The sequence below is a fragment of the Nitratireductor luteus genome, assembly GCF_026162365.1.
GTDB classification, from domain to species: Bacteria; Pseudomonadota; Alphaproteobacteria; order Rhizobiales; family Rhizobiaceae; genus Chelativorans; species Chelativorans luteus.
Window position 1 is genome coordinate 281,478 of the sequence record NZ_JAOANW010000006.1, and the last position, 26,346, is coordinate 307,823.

A 26,346-nucleotide genomic window follows, 5' to 3' on the forward strand; every position below is an offset into this window, starting at 1 on the left:
TCGGGTGCCTTTATTTGTAGTGCGCTATTTGCAGATTTGGGTTGCAAGTTCGTCCAGGCGCCCCAGAAGGTGGGTGCGCCGTTCTTCGGGGAAGACTCCGGTCCCAAGCATGCAGTGAAACATCAGCCCGTCGGCCGCCGCCCAAAGCAGGGCCGCCAGCTCCGGATCGGTGCCGTCGTCCAGCACCTGCTGCCAGCGTGCCTGCATCTCAGCGCGCATCGGCGCCAGAAGTTCGGGATCTTCCGCGGCAACGGCCAGAATGGCCATGGGAACGGAAGGATCGATGTTCTTGGCCTTGAAGTCCGATGCCTTGATGAGCGCGCGCAGTGTGCGATTGGGCTGGCCCTCCAGCGCGTCGCGATGCTCGTCGATGAGCGGGGCGATCGTCTCGATCATCCAGTCGAGCATACCCTTGAGAAGCAGATCCTTAGAGGGGAAATTGTAAAGCACCCCGCCCTTGGACAGGCCGGCTTCCCTGGCAACGGCCTCGATAGTGAGCTTGCCCGCGCCTTCGCGCGAGGCCAGGCGCTGGGCCGCCTCGAGGATATCCTGCCGGGAATTGGATGTGCGTCTGTCCGTGCGTGTCACTTCAACCATGGTCAGCCCTACTGCGCGGCGCGCCGCGCCTGTTGTTCCGGATTTCGTCGGGATGCGGGGTCAGAAAGAATACCTGCATCTTCCGAACCGTCCGGATGGTACATATACCGTCCAAACGGTACAGTAAAGGGGTGACGCATGATTTTTTTGCAATGCAGCATCCGCCGGGCACCGGTCCGGGTGATAGAATCACAGCCCCTCCCCTCCCCGTCCTTGTCTGCCCATCGATGCGCGTTCAAGTCGAATGACGGCTCCCCGGCCACCGTTATCCTGTCTTGCGCGAGGCATCGGTGATCCTTCACTACGGTCTGAATCGCCGCGATATCATGGGCTTGCGCGTCGTCCGGCCCGCGACGCCCATTGCTGTTAACCACTTGTTAACCAAAAACTTCTTGACGATGGGCGATCAGCCGATACCAGATGGATACGGATTTGATCGTGAATAGATGGTTTTAGCGTAACTGGGGTCCGGCGGCATCAATCCTGCCAGTCATGCGTAGCTTGCCCTGACAACCGATACGGGGTGCTTGCCCGCATTTGCGGCGCAAAGTGTAACCGGGGTCGCGCGAACGGGGCGAATCGGCATAAGCTGCGGGTTGTTGGGTGGAAAAGCCGGCTAATATTTGGCCGCGCCGGGAAACCTGCCGGAGATCGGGCGTATCCCATTGGCCGAGGCCAATGGGATATCTGGCGCAGCGCAGAGCCATTGCAGACGGAGGCGTGGGCCTCCCGGAGGGAAAATGGCATTGGAAGACACCGCAAATCCGGTAACCGGAAGTCCGGCGGCGGACGAGACGATCGCGGCCGACGCCGCCTTGCTGTCGGAGCAGTTGCGCGCCCTGCGCGACCGGCTTTTCGCGCCGACGTCGAGCAAGGTGTTGCGCACTTTCACGAGCGGCGAGGCAGCCCGACTGATCGGCGTTTCCGACGGCTATCTGCGCCAATTATCCATCGCCGGCGAGGGCCCGCAGCCCGATACCGGACCCGGCGGGCGACGCTTTTATTCGCTGGCCGACATCAATGCGCTGCGCCAGCACCTGGCCGCCCAGGCGCGCGCCAAGGGCAACCACGCCAAGGCCCGCTCCTATGTGAAGTGGCGCGACCCGCAGAGCGAGCATCTGCAGGTCATCGCCGTGACAAATTTCAAGGGCGGCTCCGGCAAGACCACGACAAGCGCCCATCTCGCCCAGCACCTGGCGCTGGAGGGCTATCGTGTGCTGGCCATCGACCTCGACCCGCAGGCCTCCATGTCGGCGCTGTTCGGCTACCAGCCGGAAATCGACCTCACCGGCAACGATACGCTCTATGGCGCGATCCGCTATGACGAGGAGCGCAGGCCGCTTTCGCAGATCATTCGCAAGACCTATTTCGACGGCCTCGACATCGTGCCCGGCAATCTCGAACTGCACGAGTTCGAACACACGACGCCGCGCATGCTGGCCGAACGGCAAACGGGATCGGGCTCCGGCTCGCGGGCCGATGATTTCTTCTTCGCCCGCATCCAGGCGGCGCTTGCCTCGGTCGCCGACGATTACGACATCGTCGTCATCGACTGCCCGCCGCAGCTCGGCTTCCTCACGCTATCGGCCCTGTGCGCGGCCACTTCGGTCATCGTGACGGTGCATCCGCAGATGCTGGACGTGGCCTCCATGAGCCAGTTCCTCTACATGACTGCCGATCTTCTATCGGTGGTGCGTTCGGCCGGCGGAACGCTCAATTTCGATTTCCTGCGCTACCTCATCACGCGCTACGAGCCCAATGACGGGCCGCAAACGCAGATCGTCGGCTTTCTGCGATCGCAATTCGGAGAACGGGTGCTGACGGCGCCGATGGTGAAATCCACCGCGATTTCCGATGCCGGCCTGACCAAGCAGACGCTCTACGAGGTGGGCCGGGACAATTTCACCCGCACGACCTACGATCGCGCCATGGAAGCGTTGACAGCTGTCAATTCCGAGGTCGAGGCGCTGGTGCGCGCGGCATGGGATCGTGACGGGGGCCGTGAGGGAGGAGCGGCATGAGCAAGCGCAAGGATCATCTCAAGGCACTGTTCGGCGGCGGTCCGCTTCCAGGCGAGGCGCCCTCCCCTGCCCCGGCCGACAAAGCTCCATCGGCACCGCCGGACCCCTTGCCACCTGCACCGGAGACCAAGAGCCAGTCGGCCCCCCAGGGCGGTCGCAGCGCGTCGGGTGCGGTCAAGGCCATGGGGCTTACGCTCAATTCCATGTCGCGGGAGCTCGACGAGGCCCGTGCCATCAAGGAAAGCCTGACCAAGGGCGAACGCGTCGTCGAGATCGATCCCGAGTTGATCGATCCCTCGCTCGTGCGCGACCGGCTGAGCCACGAGGACAAGGGCGACGAGGCCTTTCAGGGGCTGGTCGACAGCATGCGCGAGAACGGCCAGCAGGTCCCCGTCCTCCTGCGCCCCCACCCCACAGCGGAAGGCCGGTACCAGGTTGCCTACGGCCATCGCCGCGTGCGCGCCGCCGCTCGGCTGGGTCAGCCGGTCAAGGCCATCGTCCGCACGCTCACCGATGACGAACTGGTGCTGGCCCAGGGCAAGGAAAACACCGAGCGGCGCAACCTCTCCTTCATCGAACGCGCCTTTTTCGCCCATGCGCTGATCGCTCATGGCTTCGAGCGCGGCATCGTCCAGCGGGCGCTATCGATCCACAAGGCCGAGATGACGCGGCTTCTGGCGGTGGCCGGCGCCGTGCCCGCCGATATAGCCCGCGCCATCGGTCCCGCGCCCAAGGCCGGACGGCCGCGCTGGCTGGCTTTGGCAGAATTTCTCAAGCGCGAAGCCGCCGTGGTGATGGCGCAGGAAGAAATCCGCTCCGGGCGCTTTGCCGATGCGGGTTCGGACGAGCGCTTCCGCCTGCTTTTCGACCGGCTGGCCAAGCGGGTGCCTGGCCGCAAGCCGCCAAAGCCGCAGCCACGGGTAATCGAGGACGGGAAGGGCCGCATCGTGGCCCGCCTGACACCGGGCGAACGGCCGCAGCTTGAGTTCGATGAGAAGAACCATCCGGGGCTCGCCGCCTATGTGGCGCAGCACCTGCCGGAGCTTGCCCGACGTCTCGCCGAGGAAGGCGCGGGCGAATGACAGTTGGCGTCGGCCGACCGCGGTCAATCGGCCCACGGCCGATCTATCCACGGTTTGGCCGGCGCGCGTAGAGTGTTCCACAGCGTAACGAGATGAATTGAAAACGAGGTAGAGACCGCAAGAAAAAAGGCCCCCGAAACGTTGCCATTCCGGAAGCCCCTTTTCGATGTAGCAATCTGAAAGAATCACTTCCGACCGACAATGTCAAGCATCGGACCGTTCCGGTGGCCGTCTTTTTCTTGCCTGATGAAAGGTAAGAGCCATGACGGACAGATTTGCCGTCTCGCCATTCGGCGGGCGAGGGTTGGCGCGTGCGCAATTCGCACTCAACGAGCAAATAATGCGCAGCAGGAAGGCCGCCGCAGGGCAAGATGATTCGGCGCGGGCCGATGCCGTGGCGGACAAATGGAAACTCATCCGCGCGGTAACGGAGGCCAAAGCCGCGCTTGGCCTGTCGGACCGCACCATCGCCGTGCTGGAAGCGCTGATGAGCTTTTACCCCGAGCGCCAACTCGATTTGCGCCGGCCGTTGATCGTCTTCCCTTCCAACGCCGAACTGTCGCTCCGGACCCGGGGCATGGCGCCGGCCACGCTGCGCCGTCATCTGGCCTGCCTGGTGGAAGCGCGCATGATGCTGCGCCGCGACAGCGCCAATGGCAAGCGCTTTGCCTGCCGCAACGACAAGGGCGAGGTGGAGGCTGCCTTCGGCTTCGATCTTGCGCCGCTCGTCATGCGGGCTGGCGAAATCGAGCGGCTGGCCGGGCAAGCCCGCGAGGAGGCGAAGGCGATCCGCATGCTGCGCGCCGAAATCACCATCCATCTGCGCGACATTGCGGCCATCCTGAAGGCGGCCGGGCAAGAGGGCAGGGCGGCGGGCGACCTTATCGCCGATTTCGAAGCCCTCTCGGGGCGGCTCGGCCGCAACACGCCGCGGGCCGAACTGACGCGCCGCAGGGATGCGCTTGTGTCGCTGCGGGCGCGTCTGGAGGCTGAATTCCTGGCTGAAAGCCCTGTTCAAGCGGTCGAAACGAGCTCAAACGTCCCGGAAACCAGCCCGGAATCACCGAAAATGAGCGCCAATGACGCGCAAAATGAGCGCCATATTGAGGGTTCAGAGTCAGAATATTCCTTAGTAGATAAGCAACTGGATTTTGAAAAGCACGACCGTAACGTCAGCGCTTCCTCCCGGAAAGTTGACAGCTGTCAACCGCCAAGGCCAAGCCGACCGGTAGAGCCAATAGAGCTGACGCTCGTTCTCTCCGCCTGCCCCCAGATCAGGGACTATGCGCCGCATGGCATCGCCGGTTGGCGGGATCTGGCGGCGGCGGCCGACCTTGTCCGCTCCATGCTAGGCATATCGGGCAGCGCTTGGGAAAAAGCACGGCAGGTTCTGGGGCAGGCGGCTGCGGCGGCTGCGGTCGCGGCGATCCTGGAGCGCATCGACCAGATCAAATCGCCGGGCGGATATCTGCGCGGACTGACGGCGCGGGCGGAAATGGGAGATTTCTCGCTGAAGCCGATGCTTTCGGTACTGGCGGCGCGTGGTCTTCGGGACCGGCTCGGTTCAGGTCAGGCGGCGTGATGACTTCTGGCATCCAGCCGGTATCCGCGCTTCTGCTTGGCGGCAAGCAGCCGGTCGAAGGCTGCCCGGGCCTCCGTCTGACTGCGATAGAGGTTGACCAGGGCGCGGCCGCGCGTGCCGATCCGCCCCCATTGGCGCACCAGCGCGGCATCGCCGAACAGGCTGGATTCTATGGACAGGCAATAAAAGCGTGCCATATTGCGGGAGGCATCGATTCGGAAAAGAAGGTGCTCGGACGGTGTTTTCTCCATGGCCCGAGTCTCGCCTGGCAAAGCTTTCCGCGTCCAACGTATTTGCTGAATCGATCCGGCTCAACCGATTCATGAAATTGATGGATGCGACGTTTCCCGACCAACGGAAGCTAACACTGAGATAGCTTCCGTATTAAGGAAATGATAACCATGAACCAATGGCTTACGAATCTCTCCTTCTCGACCACCCGGACCTGCTTTCGCCTCTTGCACGGGCGGAAGACGGGCTCGCACGGCTCGACGAGCGGATAGGGCGCAGCGACCGGGGCGATGGGTTCCTGCTGCGCCGGGATTTCGCCGATGCGGTTGCCGCCTGCTGGCTCGAAGGCGAACTTGTCCACATGGAGGATCTGGTGCTGCATGACGGGCGGCTCGATGTGCGCAGCCCCTCGCACGAACTGACCCGCGCCCATATGGTCTTGCGGAAGCGCCGGCGCATCGCCGCCGAACCGCCCGATTGGGCGACGGGGCCCGCCGGCCTCGCGGCGCTGCAGGCGCGGGAGGAGAGCCTTGCCGCGCCTCTGCCGGAACGGCCGGCCCCGCCCGATGCGGCCGCAATGCCGCCCGATGAGGACGACCGCTTCGCCGAGGAGTTGGCCGAGATCGACGCGGTGCTGGCGCGCAGCAACCGGCTTCTGGCGCAGAAGGGCAGGGGAGGGAGCCATGCCGCTGAAGCCGCGCTGTGGCCGCTGGCACCGGGCGAAGCGCAGGCGCAAGCGGGGGAGGCGGCCGATTTTACCGGACCTGGCGCCGCCTCCATCGACGCGCTGATCCGCGATGGGGACAGGGACGAGCGCGGCCTGCTGGCCGACTGGCATGCCCGATTTTCAAGCATCGAGGCGTCGGGCCTGCCGCCGGTGCTGATGGCGTTTCACGCCTGGGACGCATGGCAGGCACTGCAGCCGCTGGAGCGGCAACCCTGGCTGGGTAATCTCCTGGTCACGGCGTTCCTGCGCAAGAGGGGCAAGACCCGGCATCTGTTCAGCCTTGCGGCGGCCCTGCGCGAGATCCCCCGCGAGCAACGCATGTCGCGCAAGGCGTCGACCCGCTGCCATGCCTTCTTCGACGCCATATCGGCCGGAGCGCTCGCCGGCATGAAGGAGATCGACCGGCTGGAACTCGCCGCCGCCCAGTTCCAACGCCGGCTAAGAGGGCGACGAAAAAGCTCCCGCCTGCCGAAACTGGCCGAACTCATCCTGTCGCGGCCGATCGTTTCGGCCGGCATGATCGCCGACGAGCTGAAGATCACCCAACGGGCGGCGCTCAACCTGATCGGCGAACTGGCGCCACGGGAACTCACGGGACGCGGACGCTATCGGGCCTGGGCCGTGCTTTAGGTGAGAGGCCGAAATCAATATCAATCTCACCCGCCGCAATGTCGATCCGGTGGTCCGCCGTGTAGCCGAGGGTCTCGTTGAGCGTTCGAGGCTTCTGGTCCCGGATCTGGTCCTGACCAGCAGGGCGGAACCCTCCAAGCTGAAAAGCCGGCGGGCAAACGCATCTCGTGTGCGGCAGTTGGTGTCCTCGCAGTCTTACGATGGCGCTCGCATTCAGCCATTGTTTCAGCTTCATCGTATCGGCTGGGAACAAACGCGTCTCTCGTGACGCTGCTGGTGCCGCACCTCATCCCTGCGATGGGCAATGTCAGGCCGACCCCGAGAAAATTGCTCACGCGCGTCACATCCTGCCCGGCTGCCTTGTCATGTTCCTTGAACCGACAATTCGCGAAGGAAACGAAGATGGCCGATCAGGATAGGAGCCGGGAACTCATCATCGGAGCACCGGGGATTTCCCCACCGACATGTGTCGCGATCGTTTATCACACCGGTTACGGACACACCGGACGCCAGGCCGAGGCGGTCAGGGCAGGCGTCGAAGAGATTGACGGGGTGAACGCGCTGCTTCTGACCGATGCGGAAGCGCAACAGCGTTGGGACGATCTCAATGCGGCACAGGCGATCATTTTCGGCGCACCGACCTATGTCGGCGCGGCTTCCGCCTCGTTCAAAGCGTTCCAGGAAGCAAGCTCGAACGCGATCATGGCCCGCGGTTATCTTTGGAAGGACAAGGTCGCCTCCGGCTTCACCAATTCCGGATCGAGATCCGGCGACAAGCTCTCTACACTCATCCAAATGGCGCTCTTTGCCGCACAGCACGGAATGCATTGGGTAAGCCTTGATCTGCCCCCGGCGAACTGCTCCTCATCAGGATCAGAGGACGACCTGAACAGGCTCGGATTCTGGTTGGGCGCGGGCGCTCAGTCGAATATTGACGAGGGTCCTGACGTGGCTCCACCGGAGTCCGATCTCGAGACCGCGCGCCATCTGGGTCGACGCGTGGCAAGGACCGCGCTTCAATTCGCGCGTGGCTGCAAAAGTATGGACGTAGAAACCTCATGACATGATCGACGGATAGATTCTGTACCATGACTGAAACAAGTGCTCATCCGGTCTGCTCCAATCTTCGCCGACACCTGACCCAGATGGCCTACCGGATGCTGGGATCGGTTGCCGACGCAGAAGACGTGGTTCAGGATGCGTGGGTGCGCTGGCTCGCTTCCGATCGCAAGGCGGTGCAAGAGCCGGCGGCCTTTCTGCGGACCATTGTGACACGGCTTTGCCTGAACGAGCTGAAGTCCGCCCGACGTCGGCGTGAAATCTATATCGGACCGTGGCTCCCCGAACCGATCGTCGATCCGGAGGATGAGGAACCGACCAGCGACATCACGCTGCCAGTGATGATCGCACTGGAAAGGCTGTCGCCGCTGGAGCGGGCAGCCTTTCTCCTGCATGACGTGTTCGGCATGAGCTTCGATGAGGTCGCGGATGCTACCGGGCGAGAGGCAGCAACGTGCCGCAAGCTCGCCAGCCGGGCACGGACTCACATCCATGAGGCCCGCCCGAGATTTACGGCGTCTGGGGAGCATGGGCGAAAGCTTGCGGCCGCTTTCTTCACCGCGTCACGGAGCGGTGACATGCGCGCGCTGCGCACGCTCCTGGCCGAGGACATCGTCGTCTATGCCGATGGCGGCGGGAAGGTTCCGGCGACCATAGCCCCAGCAGTCGGACTTGATGCAGCGATGAAGCTCTTCGGTGCGCTTGTCCGGTATTTTGCCAGGTCGCCATCCCGGCTGATCCGCTATGCCACCATTAACGGGCTGCCGGGTTTCATTACAGTTGAATCAGACGATATCGTGCAGACAACTGCTTTGCAGTTCGCAAACGCGAGGATTGTCGCTATCTACGTCACGCGCAATCCCCAGAAGCTAAAACACCTGGTGCCCTCTGACGAGCCACCGCTCATTTCCTCGCTGTCTGCCGACTGCCAATAAACCGAACCGCCGCGAACGGGGGCGTGCGACCTCGCGATGATCTGGCGCAGCGCTTCGTTGCCCGCCGCTGCACGCAGGACCAACGCCGTGGGTGGGCTCAATCGAGCCATCCATCGCGGCCGTCGCCGAGGAACCGCAAGAGCTCCGCTCACCGGCCACCGTTCTTTACGCCATATTCGCCACGCGCCTCGCAGATCGCCCGATGGTTCTCATTCGCCCAGGCAATGAGCCTCTTCATCGGCACCAGGAAGGAGCGGCCGAGGTCCGTCAGCTCGTATTCAACGCGCGGCGGCACCTCCGGATAGAGGGTGCGCCGCACGAAGCCGTCCTCCTCCAGACGTCTCAGCGTTTTGGAGAGCATCTGCTTGGAGATGTCGGTGATCGCTCGCTCGATCTCGCTGAAGCGCATGGTTCCATGCTCAAGCACCTGGAGAATGAGCAGACTCCATTGGTCTCCGATCCTGTCGAGAACGTCTCTGATCGGACAAGGTTGTTCGAACACGAAGGGAATGGAAACGAGATTTTCCTGGCTCATTCTGCTGCGCTCCATGATGCCCGTGGTCACACCGGACTGACCTGATCACCGGACGATGACGTCTTGCAAGGGCGATCCCGATACCATAGGTGGCCGGTCAAGGTCTAGTTTGTAGACCTGATCAGGATATCAAACCGAAGAGGGATGGACATGGCACATGTCGCGCTTATCGGCGCATCCGGCAATGTCGGATCGCGCATTCTCGAGGAACTGTCCGATCGGGGACATCAGGTCACAGCCATTGCGCGCAGCACCGTAAAAACTCCTGCGCTGCCGGGCGTGACGGCCGTCGAGGGCGATGCGCGGGACGGCGCGTCCCTGGCCGAACTCGTCGAGGGGCATGACGCCGTCGTCAGCGCGACCCGGTTCGTCGGCACGGATTTCTCGATCATCACCGACGCCCTGCGCAAGGCGGTCGTCACCCGCTATCTGGTTGTCGGCGGCGCGGCCAGCCTGGAAGTCGCGCCCGGCAAGCGCCTTCTCGACCAGCCCGACTTCCCGGCCGCCTACAAGGAGGAAGCCTCCAAAGGCGCCGAAACGCTCGCATATCTGCGCACGATCGACGACCTCGACTGGACGTTCCTGTCGCCCTCGGCCCTGTTCGTGCCCGGCGAGCGGACGGGCAGGTTCCGGACCGGCAAGGACGAACTGCTGACCGGCGAAAACGGTTCGAGCATTTCCTTCGAGGATTACGCCATCGCCATGGTGGACGAGATCGAAGACCCCAAGCACATACGCCAGCGCTTCACCGTCGGATACTGAACCGAGGCCGGCGGCCAAACCGGAAGTCGGCGCCTCATAACAAAGAGCCTTATCCATGTCCGAGACAATCCAACTCACCTATCTCTTCGATCCGCTCTGCGGCTGGTGCTACGGCGCCTCGCCCGCGATCGGGAAGCTCATGCAACAGGACGACATCGAGGTCACGATCATCCCGACCGGATTGTTCGCCGGCGCTGGCGCGTTCCCGATGAACGCCGGTTTTGCGGCGCATGCATGGGAAGCCGACCAGCGCATCGCCAAGCTCACCGGCCAGATCTTCAGTGAAGCCTATCGCAGGAACGTTCTGGAAAGCGGAGCAGGCCAAGTGGATTCCGGCCCCGCCGCGTTGGCGCTGAGCGCCGTGCGCCTGATCGCGCCCGAAAGGGAGTTCGAGGCCCTGAAGGCTATCCAGCGCGCCCGCTATGTCGAGGGGCGCGACAATGGCGATCTGGCCGTCATCGCCGATGTCCTGGCCGAACTGGATCTCGATGAGGCCGCCGAGCGCTTTGCAGCCCCCGATGAAGAACTGCGAGCGTTTAACGCGGGCCGGATCGAGGCGGCACAGGCCGAGATGCACCGCTTCGGTGCACGGGGCGTGCCGACCCTCATCGCTGGAGAGGGGCGGGACGCCCGCCTCGTCAATTCGAGCACGCTCTATGGCGGTGCTGACGATCTGATCGCGGGTCTGCGCGCCGCGTGACATCGCCCAAAGCAAAGAACGAGGAAAACCCGTGACCGACACCGCATTTCCCGCAACCGGCCATACCTACAAGGCGGATTATGGCGACCCCGTCTTTCGCGTCGCTTTCGACACGGATGGCAAGACATTGCGATGGGCACCCTTCGCCGCCGAGGATTTCGAGGCCGCCGCAACCACCGAAACCTATCGGGCGACCTACATCCGCCCCGGCGTGTTCATGGTGACCTGGCAGGAGGCGGACGGCATCACCGTCGCCCATGTCGAGGATTTCGAATACGACACCGTCCACGCCGCCATCACGCTTCCGGACCACAAGTTCCTCACCCTCACCGGGAGCTGGACGCGTCTGGACTGAGTTCCTCATCAACCCCCAAACCAGGAGCATTCCATGTATACGAGAAGAGAACTCATGAAAACGACGCTGACCGCCGGTGCCGCCATGGCCGTCTTGCCGCTGCCCGCATTGGCACAATCGTCACTGTCGTGGGAGTATTTCCCGACCAAGGACAGCGGCTTCTTCCGTGCGCCCGTGCTCCTCAAAGGTGCCACCGAGGCAATTCTCATCGACGGCGGCTTTACGCTCTCCGACGGCAGCGCTGTCGCCGACGCGATCAAGGCGAGCGGCCTGAAGCTCACGACCGTCTACGTCAGCGTCAACGATCCCGACTACTATTTCAGCCTCGCTCCGGTGAAAGCCGCGTTTCCGGATGCCCGTGTGATTGCAGCGCCCGACACGGTCGCCGCCATCGAGGAAAATGTCGTGGGAAAGATCGAGGCCTGGGGACCGCAGCTTGGCGACAACGGCCCGCAGTCGGTCGACGAGGTCGTGATGCCGGAACCTTCCGACGTGACATCGCTTTCGGTCGACGGCGAGACGGTTGAAATCGTCACCATCGAAGACATGCACGATCGCCGCTACCACTGGGTTCCCTCGCTCGAAGCGGTTTTCGGCGGCGTCCTGGTTTATGGTGGTCTGCATCCCTGGATCGCCGACGTTCCCAACCCGGAAGATCGCGCGGCCTGGATCCGCGCCCTGGACGGCATCGCCGCGCACAATCCGAAGATCGTCGTGCCCGGCCACATGAAGCCGGATTGGCCGACCGATCTCTCCGGCGTCACCTTCACGCGCGACTATCTTGTCGCCTATGAAGAGGAGTTCGCCAAGGCCAAGGACAGCGCCGAACTCATCGCGGCGATGAAGAAGCGCTATCCGGATGCCGGCCTGGATGTCGCCCTCGAGATCGGCGCCAAGGTCGCCAAAGGCGAGATGAAGTGGGGCTGAGCCAGGGGATCAATGGACCGGCCGGCATTCAAGCCGGCCGGCCCCTATGGCTATAGCTTCAATCGTGAGCAAGCCGCGCATGGCCGCTCGCCGCATCATTGCGCAGCCAGAAACTCGATGATGTCCCGGCGCTGCTGCTCGTCTGCCACGCGCAGCATCATCCGCGTACCGCGCACCATGCCGGCGGGATTGGCGAGATAGGTGTCGAGCGTCCCGGGCGTCCAGGTGATGCCGGACTCCTGCAGGGCCGGCGAGTAGCTGAAGCCCTCCGCGTTGGCCGCAGGCCGGCCGACCACATTCTGCAATGCCGGTCCGACACCGTTTCGCGGCTGCGCCACTTGATGACAAGCGGCGCATTGCCGTCGGAAGAGGGCCTGCCCGCGTTCGGCATCGCCTTCCTGGGCTGCTGTCGGGCCTGCCAGAAGCAGCAGGACCGGCAGAGCAGCCGCAAGCACCCTCTTCATCAAAGAGTTCCCTCGAACTGGACCTTCGACAGCGGCAGGCTGCGGACACGCTGCCCGGTCAGTGCCGCGACAGCATTGACCACGGCCGGCGGCACGCCGGGAACGCCCGGCTCTCCAATGCCGCCCATGGGCGCGCCGCTCTCGACAATGCGCACGTGCACGCGCGGCATCTGGTAGCGCGCAAGGAAGGGATAAAGGTCGAAATTGCGGGCCTGCGGCATGCCGTCGTTGTAGACCACTTCCTCCAGCAGTGCCGAGGAAAGGCCCATCGCCACCGAGGATGTGACCTGCGCCTCGACGATTGCCGGGTTCACGATGCTCCCGGGGTCGATGGCGACCCAGACGTCGTGGACAACCACTTCGCCATGCTCGATCGAGACTTCGGCAATGGTTGCCACCTCGCTTTCGAACGGCGAGGCCATGGCCACGCCGCGGGCGCGCCGGCTGCCGTCTTCCGCCGTAAATGGCCCGCGTTTCCAGCCGCCCGAGAGTTCGCCGACCGCCTCCAGCAGCGTTCGGTGACGCGGCTGGTCGGCCAGGAGGCGCAGGCGCAGCTCGTAAGGATCGTGCCCGCCGGCATCGGCCAGTTCATCCAGAAAACCCTCATAGAAGAAGGCGTTCATGGAATGGCCGACCGAGCGCCAGTAGCCGAGCGTAACCGGATAGGGAACCTTGACATGCGCCGCCCGACGGTTCGGGATCGCATAGGGCTTTTCCGCCAGGCCTTCCACTACCGATGCCCTCGGTGTGTCCGGTGGCTCGAATCCCGGACCATCGCCGACCGCTTCAATGTCGATGGCCGTGGGCAGACCCTCGGCGTCAAGCCCGGCACGGAAGCGTGCGACGACGAGCGGCCGCATCGCATCGCGCAGGAACTCTTCCTCCCGGCTCCAGATCAGCTTGACCGGACGGCCGACGGCTCTGGCGAGGAGGATCGCCTGGGGAAACGGATTGGCGTTGTCGTAAAGGAAGTGCCGGCCGAAAAAGCCGCCGAGCATGGGCGAATGGATCCGCACATTTTGCTGCTCAATCCCGGCAACATTCGCCGCGACCTGCTGGAACACGTCCGGCGCCTGGTTCGGCAGCCAGAGATCGAGCGTCCCGTCCTCGTTCCAGCGTGCGATCGTCGACGGCGGCTCGAGCTGGCCGTGCACAAGCAGGGGCGCATCGTAGGTGGCTTCCACCACTCGCGCCGCGCCTTCCAGCGCAGCAGCCGGGTCGCCGTGGGATTCGGCCTGGAGGCCTGGGCCAGGGGCGGAAGCAAGCTTGGCGCGCAGCGCTTCTGTGGAGAAGTCCGCCGGCATGGCGTTCTGCGTGTCGGGAGCAGGCTCGGTCCAGCTGACTTGCAGCGCCTCCACTGCCTGACGGGCGCGCCACCAGAGGTCGGCAACGACCGCCACCGCGCCGGGAAGGCGATGGATGGAATGGACGCCGTGCATCGCCTTCACCTCCGCCTCGTTGGCGAGCGTGCCTGGCTCGCCGCCGAGGCGCGGGGCATGCTGCACCGCAGCGTGCAGCATGCCGTCCACCTTGACGTCGATGGTGTAGACGGCCTTGCCCATGGACTTGTCCCGGACGTCCAGCCGCGCAGCGGGCTGGCCGATCCAGCGGAAATCGGTCTCCGCCCGCAGTGCCACGTTCTCCGGCACCGGAAGGTCAGCGGCTTCCGCAGCAAGTTCTCCGTAGCTCAGCGCATGGCCCGAAGCCGGGTGGATCACGCGGCCGGGCTCTGTGGAAAGATCGGCAACCGGCAGATCAAGGCGCGCCGCCGCAGCCTGAAGCAGCATCTGCCGTGCCGCCGCCCCCAGGCGTCGCATCGTCTCGTAACTTGACCGGACCGAGCGACTGCCGCCGGTGAAACGGAAACCGCCCAGCTGATAGTCGGGACCGGGAGGGGCACATTCGACGATGAAACTGGCCGGATCCACGTCGAGCTCCTCGCCGACGATCTGCGCCAGGGCGGTGTAGATGCCCTGCCCGCCTTCGATGAAGGGGCTCTGCAGCCGCACGCCGCCATCGGCGCGGATCTCGATGAAAGCGCTCACCCGCATGCCGGGTTCGATTTCCGCCGCCTCCTGAGCGCGCGCCACTCGGCCGGGCAGCGCAACGCCCAAGACCAGTGCGCCGAGCGACGCACCGAGAAAGCCGCGGCGCGACAGGTTGACCGGCGAGCGGTCCGACGATTGCTCAAGGTTGACCATGTGGCGCTCGATGGCATTCATGCGTTCGCCCTCCTCAACCCTGCGCAGCCTGCCGCACGGCGGCGGCGATGGCGTTGTAGGTGCCGCAGCGGCACAGATTGGTCATCGTCGCGGTGATGTCTTCTTCGCTCGGCTGCGGACTCTGCTTCAGCAGCGCAGTGGCTGCCAGTACCTGGCCAGACTGGCAGTAGCCGCACTGCGGCACCTGGCTTGCCACCCAGGCCTCGACCACGCGGCGGCCGACCGGATCGTCCTCGATCGCTTCGATGGTGGTGACAGCAAGTCCGCCGACACTCTCGATGGGTGTCACGCAGGAGCGCGTGGGCTGCCCGTCGATAAGCACGGTGCAGGCCCCGCACATTCCGATGCCGCAGCCATATTTGGTGCCGGTCAATCCCAGGATGTCTCGGATGACCCACAGAAGCGGCATGCCTTCGTCCGCTTCGACCGCATGGTCAATGTCGTTGATCGTGATCGTCACCATGGCCCGTCTTTCCTATTCCGAGGACCAGCATGCATTCATGCCGATCCGGTGGCGGTGAGAGGCGATCGTGGTCGATTGCGCAGCGCTTGTGACTGGCAGAATATGTCAAAGTGACTTGCGGAAGACGCCAAAACGCCTCTGACCGCGCTTCGGAAGGGGGAACGTTCCTGTTATCGCTCCATATGGCCGCCGTGGACATCGCGGTCTCAGTCCCGCACCCGTCTGCCGGAATCTTCGAGCCGGTGTAGCCGATGGCGCGATGATGGCAATCCCCGTAAATGCCGCCTCTTAATTCACAGCACATTCGTCAAAGATCGAGCACGAGCGCGCGGCTCGCGGGCACCGCCGAGCAGATCACGACTTCATTAGGACCACAGCTTGCCGTCGGTTCCTCAGGGTAGGCGACGGAGCCCTCCACGAGCCGGGCCGTGCAGGTGCCGCAGACGCCGGCCCGGCAGCTCCAGGGGGCATCGACGCCGGCGGCCTCGGCAAGGTCGAGCAGCGAACCCTTCGCCGGTTTCCAGGAGAGGCGTATGTCCGCCGGACGAAATGTGACTTCGGCTTCCGCCGCCGGCGCAAGCTTCCGGCGTTCCTCCTGCATTGGCGCTGCCCGGCGTTGGAGCCGCGCCGGGCCGAAGGCTTCGGCATGGATATGCTCATCGGCGATGCCGAGACCGGTCAGCAGGTCATAGGCCGTCTGCATGAACCCCGCCGGTCCGCAGAGATAGACCTCATAGTCGTCAAGCGGCAGGAGGGACTGCAGCAGCGCCCGGTCGATGCGCCCGGTGCTGTCGTGGTTGCGCCCCTGAACATCTTGCGGCCGCGGGCGGGAGTAGCGCACATGCACAGTCAGGTTCGTATTGCGTTCGGCGAGAAGGCGGACATCGCGGGAGAAGACGTGCTCTGCGCCATCCCGCGCGGCATGGATGAAGAAGATCGGACGGTCGGGCTGGTGCGGCCGTCCGACCATGCCGCCGGTCAGGTGGCCGAGCATGGCGAACATCGGCGTTACGCCGATGCCGGCGGACAAAAGCACGATGGGTCTGCGGCTGCTCGTATCGAGGATGAAGTCGCCACGCGGTGCCAGAGCACGAATGACCGTACCCGCCTGCGCATAGGCGTGCAGCCAATTGCTGACGCTCGGCTGCTCACCGGCGTGAGTCTGGCGCTTCACGGTCAGTCTGTATTCCCGGCCATTCGCATCGCTGGAGATCGTGTAGGTGCGCCGGAGTGGCTGCGCCTCGCCGGGAACCTCGACAGCGATCGGCAGGAACTGGCCCGGCAGGTGAGGCTCGATGGCCTTGCCGTCCTGCGGCGAGAGATGGAAGGAGCGCACCGACCCATTCTCCTCTTCGACCCGCGTGACGACGAAACGGCGCCAGGTATTCGCCTGGGCTGTGTCGTCGGCAGCGCGCGCTATATCCGCCCATGTGCCGGTGGCGGCTATTTGCGGCGCAGGCTCGGGGTGCGACCAGCGCATGGGCAAGGCGTTCGCCATGAACAGGCCCTCGCTCATGCGGAAGGAGAGGAGCCGCTCCGCGCCGGGAAAAGCCCGAACCTCCGGCGCATCCCAGATCACCTCGGCCTCACCGGTCAGCATCAGCACATGACCGGCGGCAAAGTCTGCGAAGAGCAGGCCGGCCTTCGGATTGAGCAGCAGGTTGCCGAAGGTGGAGAAGGCAGAGTTGCCGGCGAAGTCCGGCGCGACCAGCACCGAGCGTCCATCCTCCCGTCGCAGGTCGACAAAGCCCGGCTTGCCACCGCGGTGGTTCACGTCGGCGCCTTCGACGGGGTTCTCTCCGCCTGCGCCGGGCGAGGCGGTGGCGATAAAGAATGTGTCGGCCGTGCGCACCATCTCGGCTGCTTCGTCAGAGAGCACCGCACCTTCCCGGCGGATGGGTTTGCCGGCTTCGCTATTGGAAGCAGGGGCGATGAAATGCGGCGCGCGGGCCTGTATATATTGCGGGCAGTTGCCGAAGCTCTGATCGACGGCGATCGTAAAGCTGTCATTGCCAGCTTCGATCATCCGCCCGTTCACCCGGTTGCGGCGACGCGTCTCGGGCTGGATGCCCAGCACGCCAATGGCCGCATCCTTCCTGAGGTTGGTGCGCAGCGGATCGCTTGAGAGCGGCCGCCCTGCAACCGTTAGCCGGCGCGGATCGGGCGATTGCACGAAGCCCGGCGGGCCGGCAAGGATCGAGGCCCAGGGCTGCCCTGCAGCATCGAGGCTGCCCAGGATGACGAAGGGCAGCTCTGCGAAGAACTCCCGGTGCTGGTCGGGCATGAAGCTTCGGATCACCTTGCGCCCGATGCGCTCGGCCATCTCACGGGCGCCCGCACGCGCCTGCACGGCCTGCTCCCCCGCATGGTAGGGCGAGCTGTCCCGATCCCATCCTGGAAGCGGCTGGTAGGTCTGCGGGGAGGACATGGATCTCTCCAAGGTTGAACTTTGAGATGCTTTGCTAGGCAACCACGGGTCCCGGCACCTCGGGCATCGGCACGAAGCCGGGCAGCGCCTCGATACGGGAAAGCCACGCGCTCACCCTGGGATAAGGCGCAAGCGCCACGCCGCCTTCCGGTGCGCGCGCCGTGTAGGCATAAAGCGCGACATCGGCAATGGTCGCCGCCTCTCCAACGAGGAACGGCCTCGAGGCCAAATGGGCTTCGAGGATCGTGAAAAGCTGGTCGGCGATGCTCTTTGCCCGCTCGTGGTCGAGCGGGAGCTTGAACACGGTGGCGAGACGTGCCGTGGCAGGGCCGTAGGCGAGCTGCCCCGCAGCGACCGACAGCCACCGCTGAACCGCAGCTGCGGCGACCGGGTCTGCCGGATACCAGCTGCGCGAGGCGTCGTATGTAAGCGCGAGATAGACGAGGATGGCGTTGCTGTCGGCGAGCACCACGTCGCCGTCCTCCAGCACCGGAATCTGACCGAAGGGATTACGGGCAAGGAAGTCGGGCCCCTTGTGCGCCCCTTGGGCAAGGTCGACCTCGACGAACTCGACAGGCAGGCCGAGCAGCGACAAAAACAGCTCGACGCGGTGGCAATGGCCCGAGAGCGGGTGGCGATGGAGGAGGACAGGCTTCATTTCTGCGAACATGGGAACTTCCTTGAGCAACATCGGATGGACGACGTTGCAAGGATCGTTCTTTTTAGAGACTGTGTTAATACGATAAAGGCTCAGCAAATAATTTCGATAATCGGAACAATCGATGGATCGGTTCAGGAGCATTCAGGTTCTCATCGCCGTGGCCGAGGAAGGAGGCTTCGCGTCTGCGGCGAAGCGGCTCGGCATGTCGCCACCGGCCGTCACCCGCGCGGTGGCCGCGCTGGAAGACCATCTCGGCGTGCGCCTGTTCAGTCGCACCACGCGGGTCGTCCGCCTGACCGAAACCGGGGCGCGTTTTCTCGCGGACGGCAGGCGCATTCTGGAAGAACTGGCCGAGGCTGAGGCCTCCGCCACCGGCGCCCATTCAGAACTGCGCGGCCAGGTCGCGGTGACGGCGCCTTCGATGTTCGGCCGTCTGTTCGTGGCGCCTATCGCCATCGATTTCCTCGCCCGCCACCCGGAAGTCGGGGTGCGCACTCTCCTGGTGGACAGGGTCGTCGACCTTGTCGAAGAAGGCCTCGACATCGCTGTGCGCATCGCGCACCTGCCGGACTCGTCGCTCATGGCGATCCAGGTCGGCTCCATGCGACATGTCGTCTGCGGCGCGCCCTCTTATATCGCCGAGCGTGGCGTTCCAAGGGAGCCGGCCGACCTACTGCGCATGGAGGCGATCGACTTCTCCTTCTCGGTGCCGCAGCGGCAATGGGCCTTTCCGGTCGCCGGCCGCACCAGGATCGTGCGGCCGGCGGCGCGCTTCCTTGCCAATTCGGCGGAGGTCGCCGTCGCCGCGGCCGTGGCGGGGCGGGGCATTGTCCGTTTGCTCGCCTACCAGGTGGAGCAGGAGGTCCGCACCGGCAAGCTCGAGATCTTGCTCGCCAACCACGAACCGCCCCCCATCCCCGTCCACGTGGTCCATGTTGAAGGGCGCCGCGCCGCTGCGCGCGTGCGTGCCTTCGTCGATCTCGCGGTCGAGCGTTTGCGCGCGGAGACCTGGTTGAGCTGACCGACTGCCAGTTCCAAGCCAATCGGCCCGGTGGCTTGCGTTTGGCGAACGAAAGCCCGGTGAAGTGTTGAAGTTCAGCCCAGGACGCAAGCGACGGTCATCGGTTTGCGGACACCGCCGCCTTTTTGGCGGCGCGCAAACCGGGAGAGTGCAGGATCGGTCAAACCGTCACGACAATCTTGCCGAACTGATTGTTCGATTCCAGGAAGCGGTGTGCCTCGACGATCTGATCGAAAGGAAAGGTTTTGGCGATTACCGGCCGAAGCGACCCCGAGACCAGTCCGTCGAGGATGAATCCCTTGGCCGCTTCCAACCGCACCGGATCGCCGACGATCTCGTGCACGAGGTAACCACGCAATGTCAGTGTCTTGCTCAACACCGGGAACAGCGGGAAGGGTGTTGGCTCGGAGCTCAAGCCGCCATATTCGATGAGAATGCCGCCACGCGACATCGCGGCCGTCAGGGGTCCGAATATCGGGCCGCCGATCGGGTCCAATACGACACGCACGCCGTCTGGGCCGGTTATTTCCTTCAGCCGGGCTTCCAGATCCTCCTCCGCCGAGGCGATGACATAGGCAGCGCCGGAGTTGAGCAAGGCCTCCTTCTTGGCAGACGTCCGCGTGACCGCGATCACGGTTGCGCCAATGATGTTGGCCATTTGGATCGCGGCCAGGCCGACACTGCTTGACGCAGCGGTAATGACAATGAAGTCCTCGCTGCGGAGTTTGGCAATGTCGATCAGTGCCCCGTATGCGGTGAGGTATTGCATCCAAACGGCTGCCGCCGCTTCCCAACTGAGCGATGGCGGGTGCTTGACAACGAACTCGGCAGGAAACGTGGCAAGCTCACTATAGGCGGGCCAGCGCACCATCGATATTGGCGGTATGACGCTGACGGCATCGCCTGACGTGAAGCCCTCAACGCCTTCACCGACTGCTGCAACGGTGCCCGCCGCCTCGAGGCCAAGACCGGAGGGCAATTTCGGGGTCTCGATGTACGATCCCGAGCGCAGCAATGCCTCGGCCCGGTTGAGGCCTAGCGCTCTGACACGGATTTGAAGCTCTCCCGGACCGGGCCCTGCGTCATCGGCCTCATCGATGCGCAGCACCTCGGGACCGCCATGCTCGTGAAAACGAATGACACGTGCCATCAGCTATAACTCCAAAATAATTGAGCTAAATAATCTATGCATGCCACCATCTTCTGGATAAATGGCCATACAGGCAGGACAGAAGAAACTGAGGGTTATCAATAGTGGATCGACTTACAAGTATGGCCGTGTTCGTCAAAGCCGTCGATCTGGGCTCGTTCGCCGCCGCCGCCGCTGCGCTCGATCTCTCCGGACCGATGGTCGGGAAGCATGTCCGGTATCTTGAAGAGCGTCTGGGTGTGCGCCTCATCAACCGGACAACTCGCCGCCAAAGCATCACGGAATTCGGGCGTGCCTACTACGAACGCTGCCGGATCGTGCTCGCTGAAGCCGAAGCTGCGGACGCGCTGGTGGCCGAGCAGCTCTCCCAGCCGCGCGGGCGGCTGCGTGTCACCATGCCCGCATTGTTGGGCAAGCACTGCGTTGCCCCAATCCTGCTGGAGCTTGCGCAGCATTATCCTGAGTTGGAGCTTGATCTGTCGTTCAACGACCGCATCGTAGACCTTGCGGACGACGGCTACGATCTCGCCATCCGGACCGGCAAGCTGGAGGACAAGACCGGTGTGATGGCACGCCGCGTCGCACGCCACCGCATGGTCGTCTGTGCGTCGCCATCCTATCTCGAGAAACACGGTCGGCCACGGGACCTGGATGACCTAGGCTGCCATCATGCCGTCGTCTACAGCAGGCCCGGCTGGGTCCATTCATGGCTGTTTCCCCGTCAAGGCCGGCCGCCGGCAGAGGTCGCGCCAGCCAACCGGCTGCGTCTCGATGACCTCGATGCGATCGCCGACGCCGCAACCGCGGGCATGGGGCTCGCCTGGCTGCCATCATGGCTGGTTCGCGAGCGCATTCAGGCGGGATCACTTGTCCCGCTGCTGGCGGATCATCCCGGACATGTGTTCGACAATTATGTGCTCTGGCTGCAGACGCCGTACTTGCCGTCGAAGATTCGCGTGGCTATCGATGCGTTGGCTGCTGCTTTGCCCGAATATATGACATGAATACCCAGGGCGCGATTAACTGCCTCCATGAGCTGGTGGAGTCGTCGGCTGAACGGCCGCTTGCTGGCATCTTCAACCCGATAGCGGAAGGTGCGCTCATGGCCCCAGGACCGCCGGGCCGCTTCGCGCCTCCTGCCGGCCGTAGTGGCCAGCTTTGCCACCTCCCGTAGGCAGACATTGCCTGCGACGACGCTGGAGGTCTTGGTTGCGGACATTGAATAAGGAGCACATTTGCGGCAGGCTGCCCACCGTCGTTCGCGTAACAGGTCTCTCCGCGAAGGCGTAGAAGCTGAGCCTGAAAGCATGGCTTTTCGATCTCGCGCACCACTGTCAGGATGCCAATCATGAGTCAGGATTTGCTGATTGTCGCGACCACGCTTGGGCTCTATGCCGCTGTTGTCGTGAGTCCGGGCCCGAACTTTACGCTTATCTCAAGCCTTGCCATTTCAGGTGGACGGTCTTCTGCTGTAGGCGCGACATTCGGCCTGGCCGTTGCGGCGACCTTCTACGCGGTCTTGACGATGACGGGGTTGGCTTTGGTTCTCACGCAGGTCGGTTGGCTTGCGAGCCTCATACAGATTTCCGGAGGCTGTTACCTCGTCTACCTCGGGGTCATGACTTGGCTGACCACCAAGCCTGCCACTTCGGCACAACGGTCTGGTTCAGCTCCCAGTGGTACCTTGCGCGGCCTGCGCATGGGCATCATCGTCAACCTCTCAAACCCCAAAGGGATCGCCTGCTTTATTGGTCTTTACGCTGTTGCCGTACCGCCAGAAACCGCGCTGTGGGTCAAGTTTACGATTCTCGTGGGTGGCTTCCTTCTGGAGATCGTCTGGTATGGGCTTGTGATCGTCCTGCTCTCAACGCGACCGGCCCGCGCAGCCTATGACCGCTTCGGCCATTGGATAGAACGGGTCATTGGCACGGCGCTGGCGGCCTTTGGCCTGCGTCTGATTTCGGAGAAGCTATGAATACCTCGACAAAAAGGGCAAAGACATAATCGAGACCACTCTCTCTGACGGCACGGATGCACCATGGTGGTGGAATCCCAGCGCAAAGTCCCGTCGCCCTGCGGACCGTCGGTCGGAACCCGGCATGCTGCGAACCTCGATGCGCTTGATCTTCGCCTCTGTCATTCACGATCCTAGTACCGGATGCTCAGCAGCCCGCCCTCGTTCGAAGGGTCAAAGGCGAGGGTAAGGCACCCTGTTCTAGTGCCGGCTTGGCAGCACGCCTTGCGCGGCCTGCTTGAAGGACTGCCAGATGATGCCGATCGCCTCTGGATCTCCCTTGACCACCGCCTGGGCATATTTCTTCGCCTGCTCGTAGGTGACGTGCGGCGGAAGCGGCGGCACTTTCGGGTCCGTCACCACGTCGAGCACGCAGGGCCTGTCGGCGCTAAGCGCCTCCTCCCAGGCCGGGCCCACTTCGTCCGGCGTCTCCACCCTGATGCCCTTGAGGCCGATCATCGCGGCGTAGCGGGCATAGTCGAAGGCCGGCACGTCCTGCGAATCGGGAAACTTCGGATCGCCCGCCATCACGCGCTGCTCCCACGTGACCTGGTTCAGGTCGCCATTGTTGAGCACCATGATGACCAGCCGCGGGTCGCTCCAACGCTGCCAGTATTTCGCGACGTCGATCAGACTGTTGTTGCCGAGCATCTGCATGGCCCCATCGCCGACCAGGCCAATCGCGACGCGGTCGGGATAGGCGAATTTGGCGGCCATCGCATAGGGCACGCCCGGGCACATGGTCGCCAGCCCGCCCGACAGCGACGCCTTCATTCCCGGCCGCAGCTTCAGATCACGCGCGAACCAGTTCGCGACGCTGCCCGAATCTGCGCTGATGATGCAGTTCTCCGGCAAGCGCGGCGAGAGCTCCCACAGGACACGCTGCGGGTTGACGGGATCGGCGGCGCTCATGGCGCGCTCTTCCATCAGCTCCCACCAGTCGCTGACATTCTTCTCCACCTCGTCGCGCCAGGAACGGTCTTCCTTGCGCTTCAGATGCGGAATAAGGGCCTGGAGGGTCGCCGCGCTGTCACCAACCAGGTTCACCTCCATCGGGTAGCGGATGCTGAGCATGCGCCCGTCGATATCGATCTGCACCGCGCGCGCCTGGCCCTCGGGCGGCAGGAATTCGGAATAGGGGAAGCTGGAGCCGACGACGAGCAGCGTGTCGCAGCCCATCATCAGGTCGAAGCTCGGCCGGGTGCCGAGCAGGCCGATCGAACCGGTGACGAAGGGAAGGTCGTCCGGCAGAGCGGCGCGACCGAGCAGCGCCTTGGCGACACCGGCGCCCAGAAGGTCGGCAACCTTGATGACCTCCGCGCCGGCATCCAGCGCGCCGGCGCCTATCAGCATGGCAACGCGCTCGCCGCCGTTCAATATCTCGGCTGCCTGTTTCAGTTCGGCCTCGCCGGGCGCATGAGCCGGTCTGGTATAGCCCACGCCCGAAAAGAGCGCGCCGTGCTGGCGCGGCGGAGAGGACACAGCGTCCATTTCCTGCACATCGTTGGGCACGATGATGCAGGTAACCGTCCGCTCGGCCTGCGCGATCCGCATCGCCCGATCGACGAGATGACGCATCTGCGCCGGATCGGTGCACATGTGCACGTAGTCGCTGGCCACGTCCTTGAACAGCGAGATCAGGTCCACTTCCTGCTGATAATTGCCGCCGAGCGACATGCGCTTTTGCTGCCCGACGATGGCGACCACGGGCGTATGGTCCAGCTTGGCATCGTAAAGGCCGTTGAGAAGGTGGATCGCGCCCGGCCCCGAAGTGGCGAGGCAGACGCCCGTCTCGCCGGTCCATTTGGCGTGGGCGCAGGCGGCGAAGGCGGAAAGCTCCTCATGCGCGGTCTGCACGAACTCGATCTTGTCTTCCGCCCGCCCGAGGGCGCCGAGGATGCCGTTGATTCCGTCACCGGGATATCCGTAGATGCGCTTGACGCCCCACTGGTTGAGACGGTCGAGCATGAAATCGGCGACCATTGCCATTGCTGTGTCTCCTCGGCGCTCGATGATGGATTAGCTACTGGCCCAACTAGACCTGCGGCCGGAAGTTCCGCGTCATCCGTCCGCGATCGTGAAAGGCCGAAACGCTCAGCTCAAAAGCTCAACTCGAATGCTCAGCTCTCCGGCCGTATGAGCACCAGGCCGCTTTCGGGGTCGAACCGCTTCTGCAGATGCACGGGGCTTTCCGTCAGGATGATCTCCAGCGTCGGGCGCACGTGGGCCTCGGCGAGATGACCGGCGAGCGCGGTGCCGTCGCGCTTGCCGAGCACGGTATGGATATGAATGGCGCGGCTGCCGTCCGGGGCCAGCGCGACGTCTCCGTTGAGCGATGCCACCTCCACCTGCTCGTCCACCGGATTGCTGAGATAGTCCTTTTTCTCCCAGTCGAAATAGGTGATGACCGCGCTGCTGAAGGCGCCGATGGCGGAAAAGCCGGCTGCCGAGAGATCTTCGCGCTCAGCAAAATCCTTCAGGCAGGCCATCACCTCATCGCCGGTTTCCAGAACGAGCGCGTAGGTTCGCTGCCCGTTGTTCTCGGCCAGAATCCTGCTCTGCATCCAACAGCCTCCCATCGCATCTGTGGCACGTGTGGACGACACTCCGCTTCGGCACCGTCCGATCAGCAGGTAACTCTTTCCCAACGTCAGAAGGCATCCGATCGTTCCGAACTGGCCGCCGGCGGCCTTGGCTGCTTTGTCGAGGCGATGGCGTGCATTTGGCGACCTATGCCGCCGCCGAAACGCACATGAGCCGGCCCGTTGCGGTTGTTGTCGCCGGCGCTCTCACCGGCGATCGCGGCGCGGCATACATGGCAAGTAAACCGTCAGTCGTTCGGGTCGGCCGTCGGCGCGGCCATCAACTCCTCGAACGAGTAGCTGAGGTCGAGGAACGGTTCGTCCGGGCTCCAACTCACGGCATTGCTTTCGAAGGGCACCGAAAGCAGATCGGGGATTCTGGAGGCGAGTCCAGGTTGCAACACCACTGTAACCGCGCCGCCGTCTTCAATAATGAAGTCAAGGACGATGCCGAACTCCCGGTATCCGTCGGGCGCCTCGTACCGGGCGATATCACCGATCAAACCGGTGGCTCGCCACGCGCCGCCCTCCAACCGGATGGGCTCCTCCAGTTCCCGTATATCCGTCGTGATATCTTCCAGCGAAAGCGAGCGCTCCGGGATGAGTTCCTCCACCTCGTCTTCCTCGACCGGAACGAGAACACCGCGAAGCCCGTCGGCCGGATTGTTCAGCGTCGCGAGCTTTGACGGAATACTAACGTCGGTTTCGCCAATGCCCCACAGACCTCCGATTTCGGCAACGACAGCGAGCATCTCACCGGTCGGGCCAAGAAACAGGTCCGTGACGTCACCGATCTCTTCGCCATCGCCGCCATAGACCAGGTTCTGCTCGATCATCTCGCGCGCGCTTTGGACATCGCGCGATCTTAAAAGAAGCCCATACTGATCCTCCGTCAGACGCGCCACCTCCGGCAAGGCCATGCCCTGCCCCTGTGCAGGGCCCATGCCCGAACTGCAAAGGCCCAAGGCCAACCAGATCAAGGGGACGCATCTCCAGGTCATCATCACCCTCTTGGTGTGTTGTTTCTTCCGCTTCCCGCCGCGGCTCCGCGGCGGCTGGACAAAGGGCATAACCTCCAAACGAGCGCTGAGCGTCTCTGTTCCTGGAGGCGGCCAAATTGCCAGCTCGTCAGATTTTTTCGTGGGCCGGCACATATTGACGGTGACCCGGCCGGTCGTCGTTCGGCTCGGCTGGTAGT

General features: G+C 63.8%; 26 protein-coding genes. 14 read left to right on the forward strand and 12 right to left on the reverse strand.

Annotation, left to right across the window (positions count from 1 at the left end):
* Positions 1–24: 24 nt before the first annotated feature.
* Positions 25–597, reverse strand: a complete 573-nt coding sequence (locus N1058_RS10255; protein ID WP_265517412.1) for a TetR/AcrR family transcriptional regulator — start codon at positions 595–597, stop codon at positions 25–27.
* Positions 598–1,337: 740 nt separating this feature from the next.
* Here N1058_RS10255 and repA point away from each other — a divergent pair.
* The 3 genes from repA to repC all read left to right on the forward strand — a co-directional run bounded on the left by repA (position 1,338) and on the right by repC (position 5,282).
* Positions 1,338–2,618 carry a plasmid partitioning protein RepA gene (gene repA / locus N1058_RS10260; protein WP_265517413.1) on the forward strand — a complete coding sequence of 427 codons (1,281 nt, stop codon included), beginning with the start codon at positions 1,338–1,340 and terminating at the stop codon, positions 2,616–2,618.
* Positions 2,615–3,700: a plasmid partitioning protein RepB gene (repB, locus tag N1058_RS10265; RefSeq protein WP_265517414.1), complete on the forward strand. Its 1,086-nt coding sequence runs from the start codon at positions 2,615–2,617 to the stop codon at positions 3,698–3,700. Before repA ends, repB begins: the two co-directional genes overlap by 4 nt.
* 262 nt (positions 3,701–3,962) lie before the next feature.
* Positions 3,963–5,282 carry a plasmid replication protein RepC gene (gene repC / locus N1058_RS10270; RefSeq protein ID WP_265517415.1) on the forward strand — a complete coding sequence of 440 codons (1,320 nt, stop codon included), beginning with the start codon at positions 3,963–3,965 and terminating at the stop codon, positions 5,280–5,282.
* On the opposite strand, the gene N1058_RS10275 is transcribed toward repC, so the two are convergent.
* Entirely contained in the window at positions 5,270–5,533 is a 264-nt protein-coding gene (locus tag N1058_RS10275; RefSeq protein ID WP_265517416.1) for a WGR domain-containing protein, read from the reverse strand. The genes repC and N1058_RS10275 overlap by 13 nt on opposite strands.
* A gap of 158 nt (positions 5,534–5,691) precedes the next feature.
* Here N1058_RS10275 and N1058_RS10280 point away from each other — a divergent pair, with 158 nt between their 5' ends.
* From N1058_RS10280 to N1058_RS10290, 3 genes are all read left to right on the forward strand, one after another.
* Positions 5,692–6,870: an RHE_PE00001 family protein gene (locus tag N1058_RS10280; RefSeq protein ID WP_265517417.1), complete on the forward strand. Its 1,179-nt coding sequence runs from the start codon at positions 5,692–5,694 to the stop codon at positions 6,868–6,870.
* A gap of 402 nt (positions 6,871–7,272) precedes the next feature.
* The gene (locus N1058_RS10285) at positions 7,273–7,932 is read left to right on the forward strand and encodes a flavodoxin family protein (RefSeq protein ID WP_265517418.1); all 660 of its coding nucleotides are present in this window, start codon (positions 7,273–7,275) and stop codon (positions 7,930–7,932) included.
* A 26-nt stretch (positions 7,933–7,958) separates the two neighbouring features.
* Entirely contained in the window at positions 7,959–8,864 is a 906-nt protein-coding gene (locus tag N1058_RS10290; protein ID WP_265517419.1) for a sigma-70 family RNA polymerase sigma factor, read from the forward strand.
* Positions 8,865–9,012: 148 nt separating this feature from the next.
* Here the strand turns inward: N1058_RS10290 and N1058_RS10295 are convergent, their stop codons facing one another.
* Positions 9,013–9,399, reverse strand: a complete 387-nt coding sequence (locus tag N1058_RS10295) for a winged helix-turn-helix transcriptional regulator (RefSeq protein WP_265517420.1) — start codon at positions 9,397–9,399, stop codon at positions 9,013–9,015.
* A 150-nt stretch (positions 9,400–9,549) separates the two neighbouring features.
* On the opposite strand from N1058_RS10295, the gene N1058_RS10300 reads away from it, so the two are divergent.
* Genes N1058_RS10300 through N1058_RS10315 form a run of 4 tightly spaced genes read left to right on the forward strand, consistent with a single transcriptional unit; the run spans position 9,550 to position 12,143 of the window.
* Positions 9,550–10,161, forward strand: coding sequence for an NAD(P)-dependent oxidoreductase (locus tag N1058_RS10300; RefSeq protein ID WP_265517421.1), 612 nt, complete (start codon positions 9,550–9,552; stop codon positions 10,159–10,161).
* Positions 10,162–10,216: 55 nt separating this feature from the next.
* On the forward strand, positions 10,217–10,861 hold the full coding sequence (locus N1058_RS10305) for a DsbA family protein (RefSeq protein ID WP_265517422.1): 645 nt from the start codon (positions 10,217–10,219) through the stop codon (positions 10,859–10,861).
* Between the two features lie 31 nt (positions 10,862–10,892).
* On the forward strand, positions 10,893–11,216 hold the full coding sequence (locus N1058_RS10310; RefSeq protein WP_265517423.1) for a MoaF-related domain-containing protein: 324 nt from the start codon (positions 10,893–10,895) through the stop codon (positions 11,214–11,216).
* Positions 11,217–11,249: 33 nt separating this feature from the next.
* The gene (locus tag N1058_RS10315; RefSeq protein WP_265517424.1) at positions 11,250–12,143 is read left to right on the forward strand and encodes an MBL fold metallo-hydrolase; all 894 of its coding nucleotides are present in this window, start codon (positions 11,250–11,252) and stop codon (positions 12,141–12,143) included.
* Positions 12,144–12,238: 95 nt separating this feature from the next.
* Here the strand turns inward: N1058_RS10315 and N1058_RS10320 are convergent, their stop codons facing one another.
* From N1058_RS10320 to N1058_RS10340, 5 genes are all read right to left on the reverse strand, one after another.
* Entirely contained in the window at positions 12,239–12,607 is a 369-nt protein-coding gene (locus N1058_RS10320; protein ID WP_265517425.1) for a c-type cytochrome, read from the reverse strand.
* Positions 12,607–14,829, reverse strand: a complete 2,223-nt coding sequence (locus tag N1058_RS10325) for a xanthine dehydrogenase family protein molybdopterin-binding subunit (protein WP_420847967.1) — start codon at positions 14,827–14,829, stop codon at positions 12,607–12,609. Before N1058_RS10325 ends, N1058_RS10320 begins: the two co-directional genes overlap by 1 nt.
* A 13-nt stretch (positions 14,830–14,842) precedes the next feature.
* Positions 14,843–15,292, reverse strand: a complete 450-nt coding sequence (locus N1058_RS10330) for a (2Fe-2S)-binding protein (RefSeq protein ID WP_265517426.1) — start codon at positions 15,290–15,292, stop codon at positions 14,843–14,845.
* A 307-nt stretch (positions 15,293–15,599) separates the two neighbouring features.
* Positions 15,600–17,720, reverse strand: a complete 2,121-nt coding sequence (locus N1058_RS10335) for a pyridoxamine 5'-phosphate oxidase family protein (protein WP_265517427.1) — start codon at positions 17,718–17,720, stop codon at positions 15,600–15,602.
* Between the two features lie 34 nt (positions 17,721–17,754).
* Positions 17,755–18,390 carry a glutathione S-transferase family protein gene (locus N1058_RS10340; protein WP_265517428.1) on the reverse strand — a complete coding sequence of 212 codons (636 nt, stop codon included), beginning with the start codon at positions 18,388–18,390 and terminating at the stop codon, positions 17,755–17,757.
* A 112-nt stretch (positions 18,391–18,502) separates the two neighbouring features.
* On the opposite strand from N1058_RS10340, the gene N1058_RS10345 reads away from it, so the two are divergent.
* Entirely contained in the window at positions 18,503–19,402 is a 900-nt protein-coding gene (locus N1058_RS10345) for a LysR family transcriptional regulator (RefSeq protein ID WP_265517429.1), read from the forward strand.
* Between the two features lie 160 nt (positions 19,403–19,562).
* Here the strand turns inward: N1058_RS10345 and N1058_RS10350 are convergent, their stop codons facing one another.
* Positions 19,563–20,552 (reverse strand): zinc-dependent alcohol dehydrogenase family protein, encoded by a 990-nt coding sequence (locus tag N1058_RS10350; RefSeq protein ID WP_265517430.1) that lies wholly within the window; start codon positions 20,550–20,552, stop codon positions 19,563–19,565.
* Between the two features lie 104 nt (positions 20,553–20,656).
* Between N1058_RS10350 and N1058_RS10355 the strand changes: the two genes are divergently transcribed.
* Together N1058_RS10355 and N1058_RS10360 are read left to right on the forward strand one after the other, a co-directional pair.
* Positions 20,657–21,556 carry a LysR family transcriptional regulator gene (locus N1058_RS10355; RefSeq protein WP_265517431.1) on the forward strand — a complete coding sequence of 300 codons (900 nt, stop codon included), beginning with the start codon at positions 20,657–20,659 and terminating at the stop codon, positions 21,554–21,556.
* A gap of 344 nt (positions 21,557–21,900) precedes the next feature.
* Complete coding sequence (locus N1058_RS10360; protein WP_265517432.1) at positions 21,901–22,527, forward strand: LysE family translocator; 627 nt, start codon at positions 21,901–21,903, stop codon at positions 22,525–22,527.
* Positions 22,528–22,767: 240 nt separating this feature from the next.
* Here N1058_RS10360 and N1058_RS10365 read toward each other — a convergent pair whose 3' ends face one another.
* The 3 genes from N1058_RS10365 to N1058_RS10375 all read right to left on the reverse strand — a co-directional run bounded on the left by N1058_RS10365 (position 22,768) and on the right by N1058_RS10375 (position 26,092).
* Positions 22,768–24,555 (reverse strand): thiamine pyrophosphate-requiring protein, encoded by a 1,788-nt coding sequence (locus tag N1058_RS10365; RefSeq protein WP_265517433.1) that lies wholly within the window; start codon positions 24,553–24,555, stop codon positions 22,768–22,770.
* A 131-nt stretch (positions 24,556–24,686) separates the two neighbouring features.
* Positions 24,687–25,130, reverse strand: coding sequence for a PPC domain-containing DNA-binding protein (locus N1058_RS10370; RefSeq protein WP_265517434.1), 444 nt, complete (start codon positions 25,128–25,130; stop codon positions 24,687–24,689).
* Positions 25,131–25,396: 266 nt separating this feature from the next.
* A complete protein-coding gene (locus N1058_RS10375) occupies positions 25,397–26,092 on the reverse strand; it encodes a PRC-barrel domain-containing protein (RefSeq protein ID WP_265517435.1) in 696 nt (231 codons plus the stop codon).
* On the opposite strand from N1058_RS10375, the gene N1058_RS10380 reads away from it, so the two are divergent.
* Complete coding sequence (locus N1058_RS10380) at positions 26,091–26,345, forward strand: hypothetical protein (RefSeq protein ID WP_265517436.1); 255 nt, start codon at positions 26,091–26,093, stop codon at positions 26,343–26,345. The genes N1058_RS10375 and N1058_RS10380 overlap by 2 nt on opposite strands.
* Position 26,346 lies beyond the last annotated feature (1 nt).

What these genes read in the sequence shown, in the direction of transcription:
- N1058_RS10255 (WP_265517412.1), bottom strand. Translation starts at nt 597, where the DNA reads ATGGTTGAAGTGACACGCACGGACAGACGCACATCCAATTCCCGGCAG.
- repA (WP_265517413.1), top strand. Translation starts at nt 1,338, where the DNA reads ATGGCATTGGAAGACACCGCAAATCCGGTAACCGGAAGTCCGGCGGCG.
- repB (WP_265517414.1), top strand. Translation starts at nt 2,615, where the DNA reads ATGAGCAAGCGCAAGGATCATCTCAAGGCACTGTTCGGCGGCGGTCCG.
- repC (WP_265517415.1), top strand. Translation starts at nt 3,963, where the DNA reads ATGACGGACAGATTTGCCGTCTCGCCATTCGGCGGGCGAGGGTTGGCG.
- N1058_RS10275 (WP_265517416.1), bottom strand. Translation starts at nt 5,533, where the DNA reads ATGGAGAAAACACCGTCCGAGCACCTTCTTTTCCGAATCGATGCCTCC.
- N1058_RS10280 (WP_265517417.1), top strand. Translation starts at nt 5,692, where the DNA reads ATGGCTTACGAATCTCTCCTTCTCGACCACCCGGACCTGCTTTCGCCT.
- N1058_RS10285 (WP_265517418.1), top strand. Translation starts at nt 7,273, where the DNA reads ATGGCCGATCAGGATAGGAGCCGGGAACTCATCATCGGAGCACCGGGG.
- N1058_RS10290 (WP_265517419.1), top strand. Translation starts at nt 7,959, where the DNA reads ATGACTGAAACAAGTGCTCATCCGGTCTGCTCCAATCTTCGCCGACAC.
- N1058_RS10295 (WP_265517420.1), bottom strand. Translation starts at nt 9,399, where the DNA reads ATGAGCCAGGAAAATCTCGTTTCCATTCCCTTCGTGTTCGAACAACCT.
- N1058_RS10300 (WP_265517421.1), top strand. Translation starts at nt 9,550, where the DNA reads ATGGCACATGTCGCGCTTATCGGCGCATCCGGCAATGTCGGATCGCGC.
- N1058_RS10305 (WP_265517422.1), top strand. Translation starts at nt 10,217, where the DNA reads ATGTCCGAGACAATCCAACTCACCTATCTCTTCGATCCGCTCTGCGGC.
- N1058_RS10315 (WP_265517424.1), top strand. Translation starts at nt 11,250, where the DNA reads ATGTATACGAGAAGAGAACTCATGAAAACGACGCTGACCGCCGGTGCC.
- N1058_RS10320 (WP_265517425.1), bottom strand. Translation starts at nt 12,607, where the DNA reads ATGAAGAGGGTGCTTGCGGCTGCTCTGCCGGTCCTGCTGCTTCTGGCA.
- N1058_RS10325 (WP_420847967.1), bottom strand. Translation starts at nt 14,829, where the DNA reads ATGAATGCCATCGAGCGCCACATGGTCAACCTTGAGCAATCGTCGGAC.
- N1058_RS10330 (WP_265517426.1), bottom strand. Translation starts at nt 15,292, where the DNA reads ATGGTGACGATCACGATCAACGACATTGACCATGCGGTCGAAGCGGAC.
- N1058_RS10335 (WP_265517427.1), bottom strand. Translation starts at nt 17,720, where the DNA reads ATGTCCTCCCCGCAGACCTACCAGCCGCTTCCAGGATGGGATCGGGAC.
- N1058_RS10340 (WP_265517428.1), bottom strand. Translation starts at nt 18,390, where the DNA reads ATGTTCGCAGAAATGAAGCCTGTCCTCCTCCATCGCCACCCGCTCTCG.
- N1058_RS10345 (WP_265517429.1), top strand. Translation starts at nt 18,503, where the DNA reads ATGGATCGGTTCAGGAGCATTCAGGTTCTCATCGCCGTGGCCGAGGAA.
- N1058_RS10350 (WP_265517430.1), bottom strand. Translation starts at nt 20,552, where the DNA reads ATGGCACGTGTCATTCGTTTTCACGAGCATGGCGGTCCCGAGGTGCTG.
- N1058_RS10360 (WP_265517432.1), top strand. Translation starts at nt 21,901, where the DNA reads ATGAGTCAGGATTTGCTGATTGTCGCGACCACGCTTGGGCTCTATGCC.
- N1058_RS10365 (WP_265517433.1), bottom strand. Translation starts at nt 24,555, where the DNA reads ATGGCAATGGTCGCCGATTTCATGCTCGACCGTCTCAACCAGTGGGGC.
- N1058_RS10370 (WP_265517434.1), bottom strand. Translation starts at nt 25,130, where the DNA reads ATGCAGAGCAGGATTCTGGCCGAGAACAACGGGCAGCGAACCTACGCG.
- N1058_RS10380 (WP_265517436.1), top strand. Translation starts at nt 26,091, where the DNA reads ATGCCCGAACTGCAAAGGCCCAAGGCCAACCAGATCAAGGGGACGCAT.
- N1058_RS10375 (WP_265517435.1), bottom strand. Translation starts at nt 26,092, where the DNA reads ATGGGCCCTGCACAGGGGCAGGGCATGGCCTTGCCGGAGGTGGCGCGT.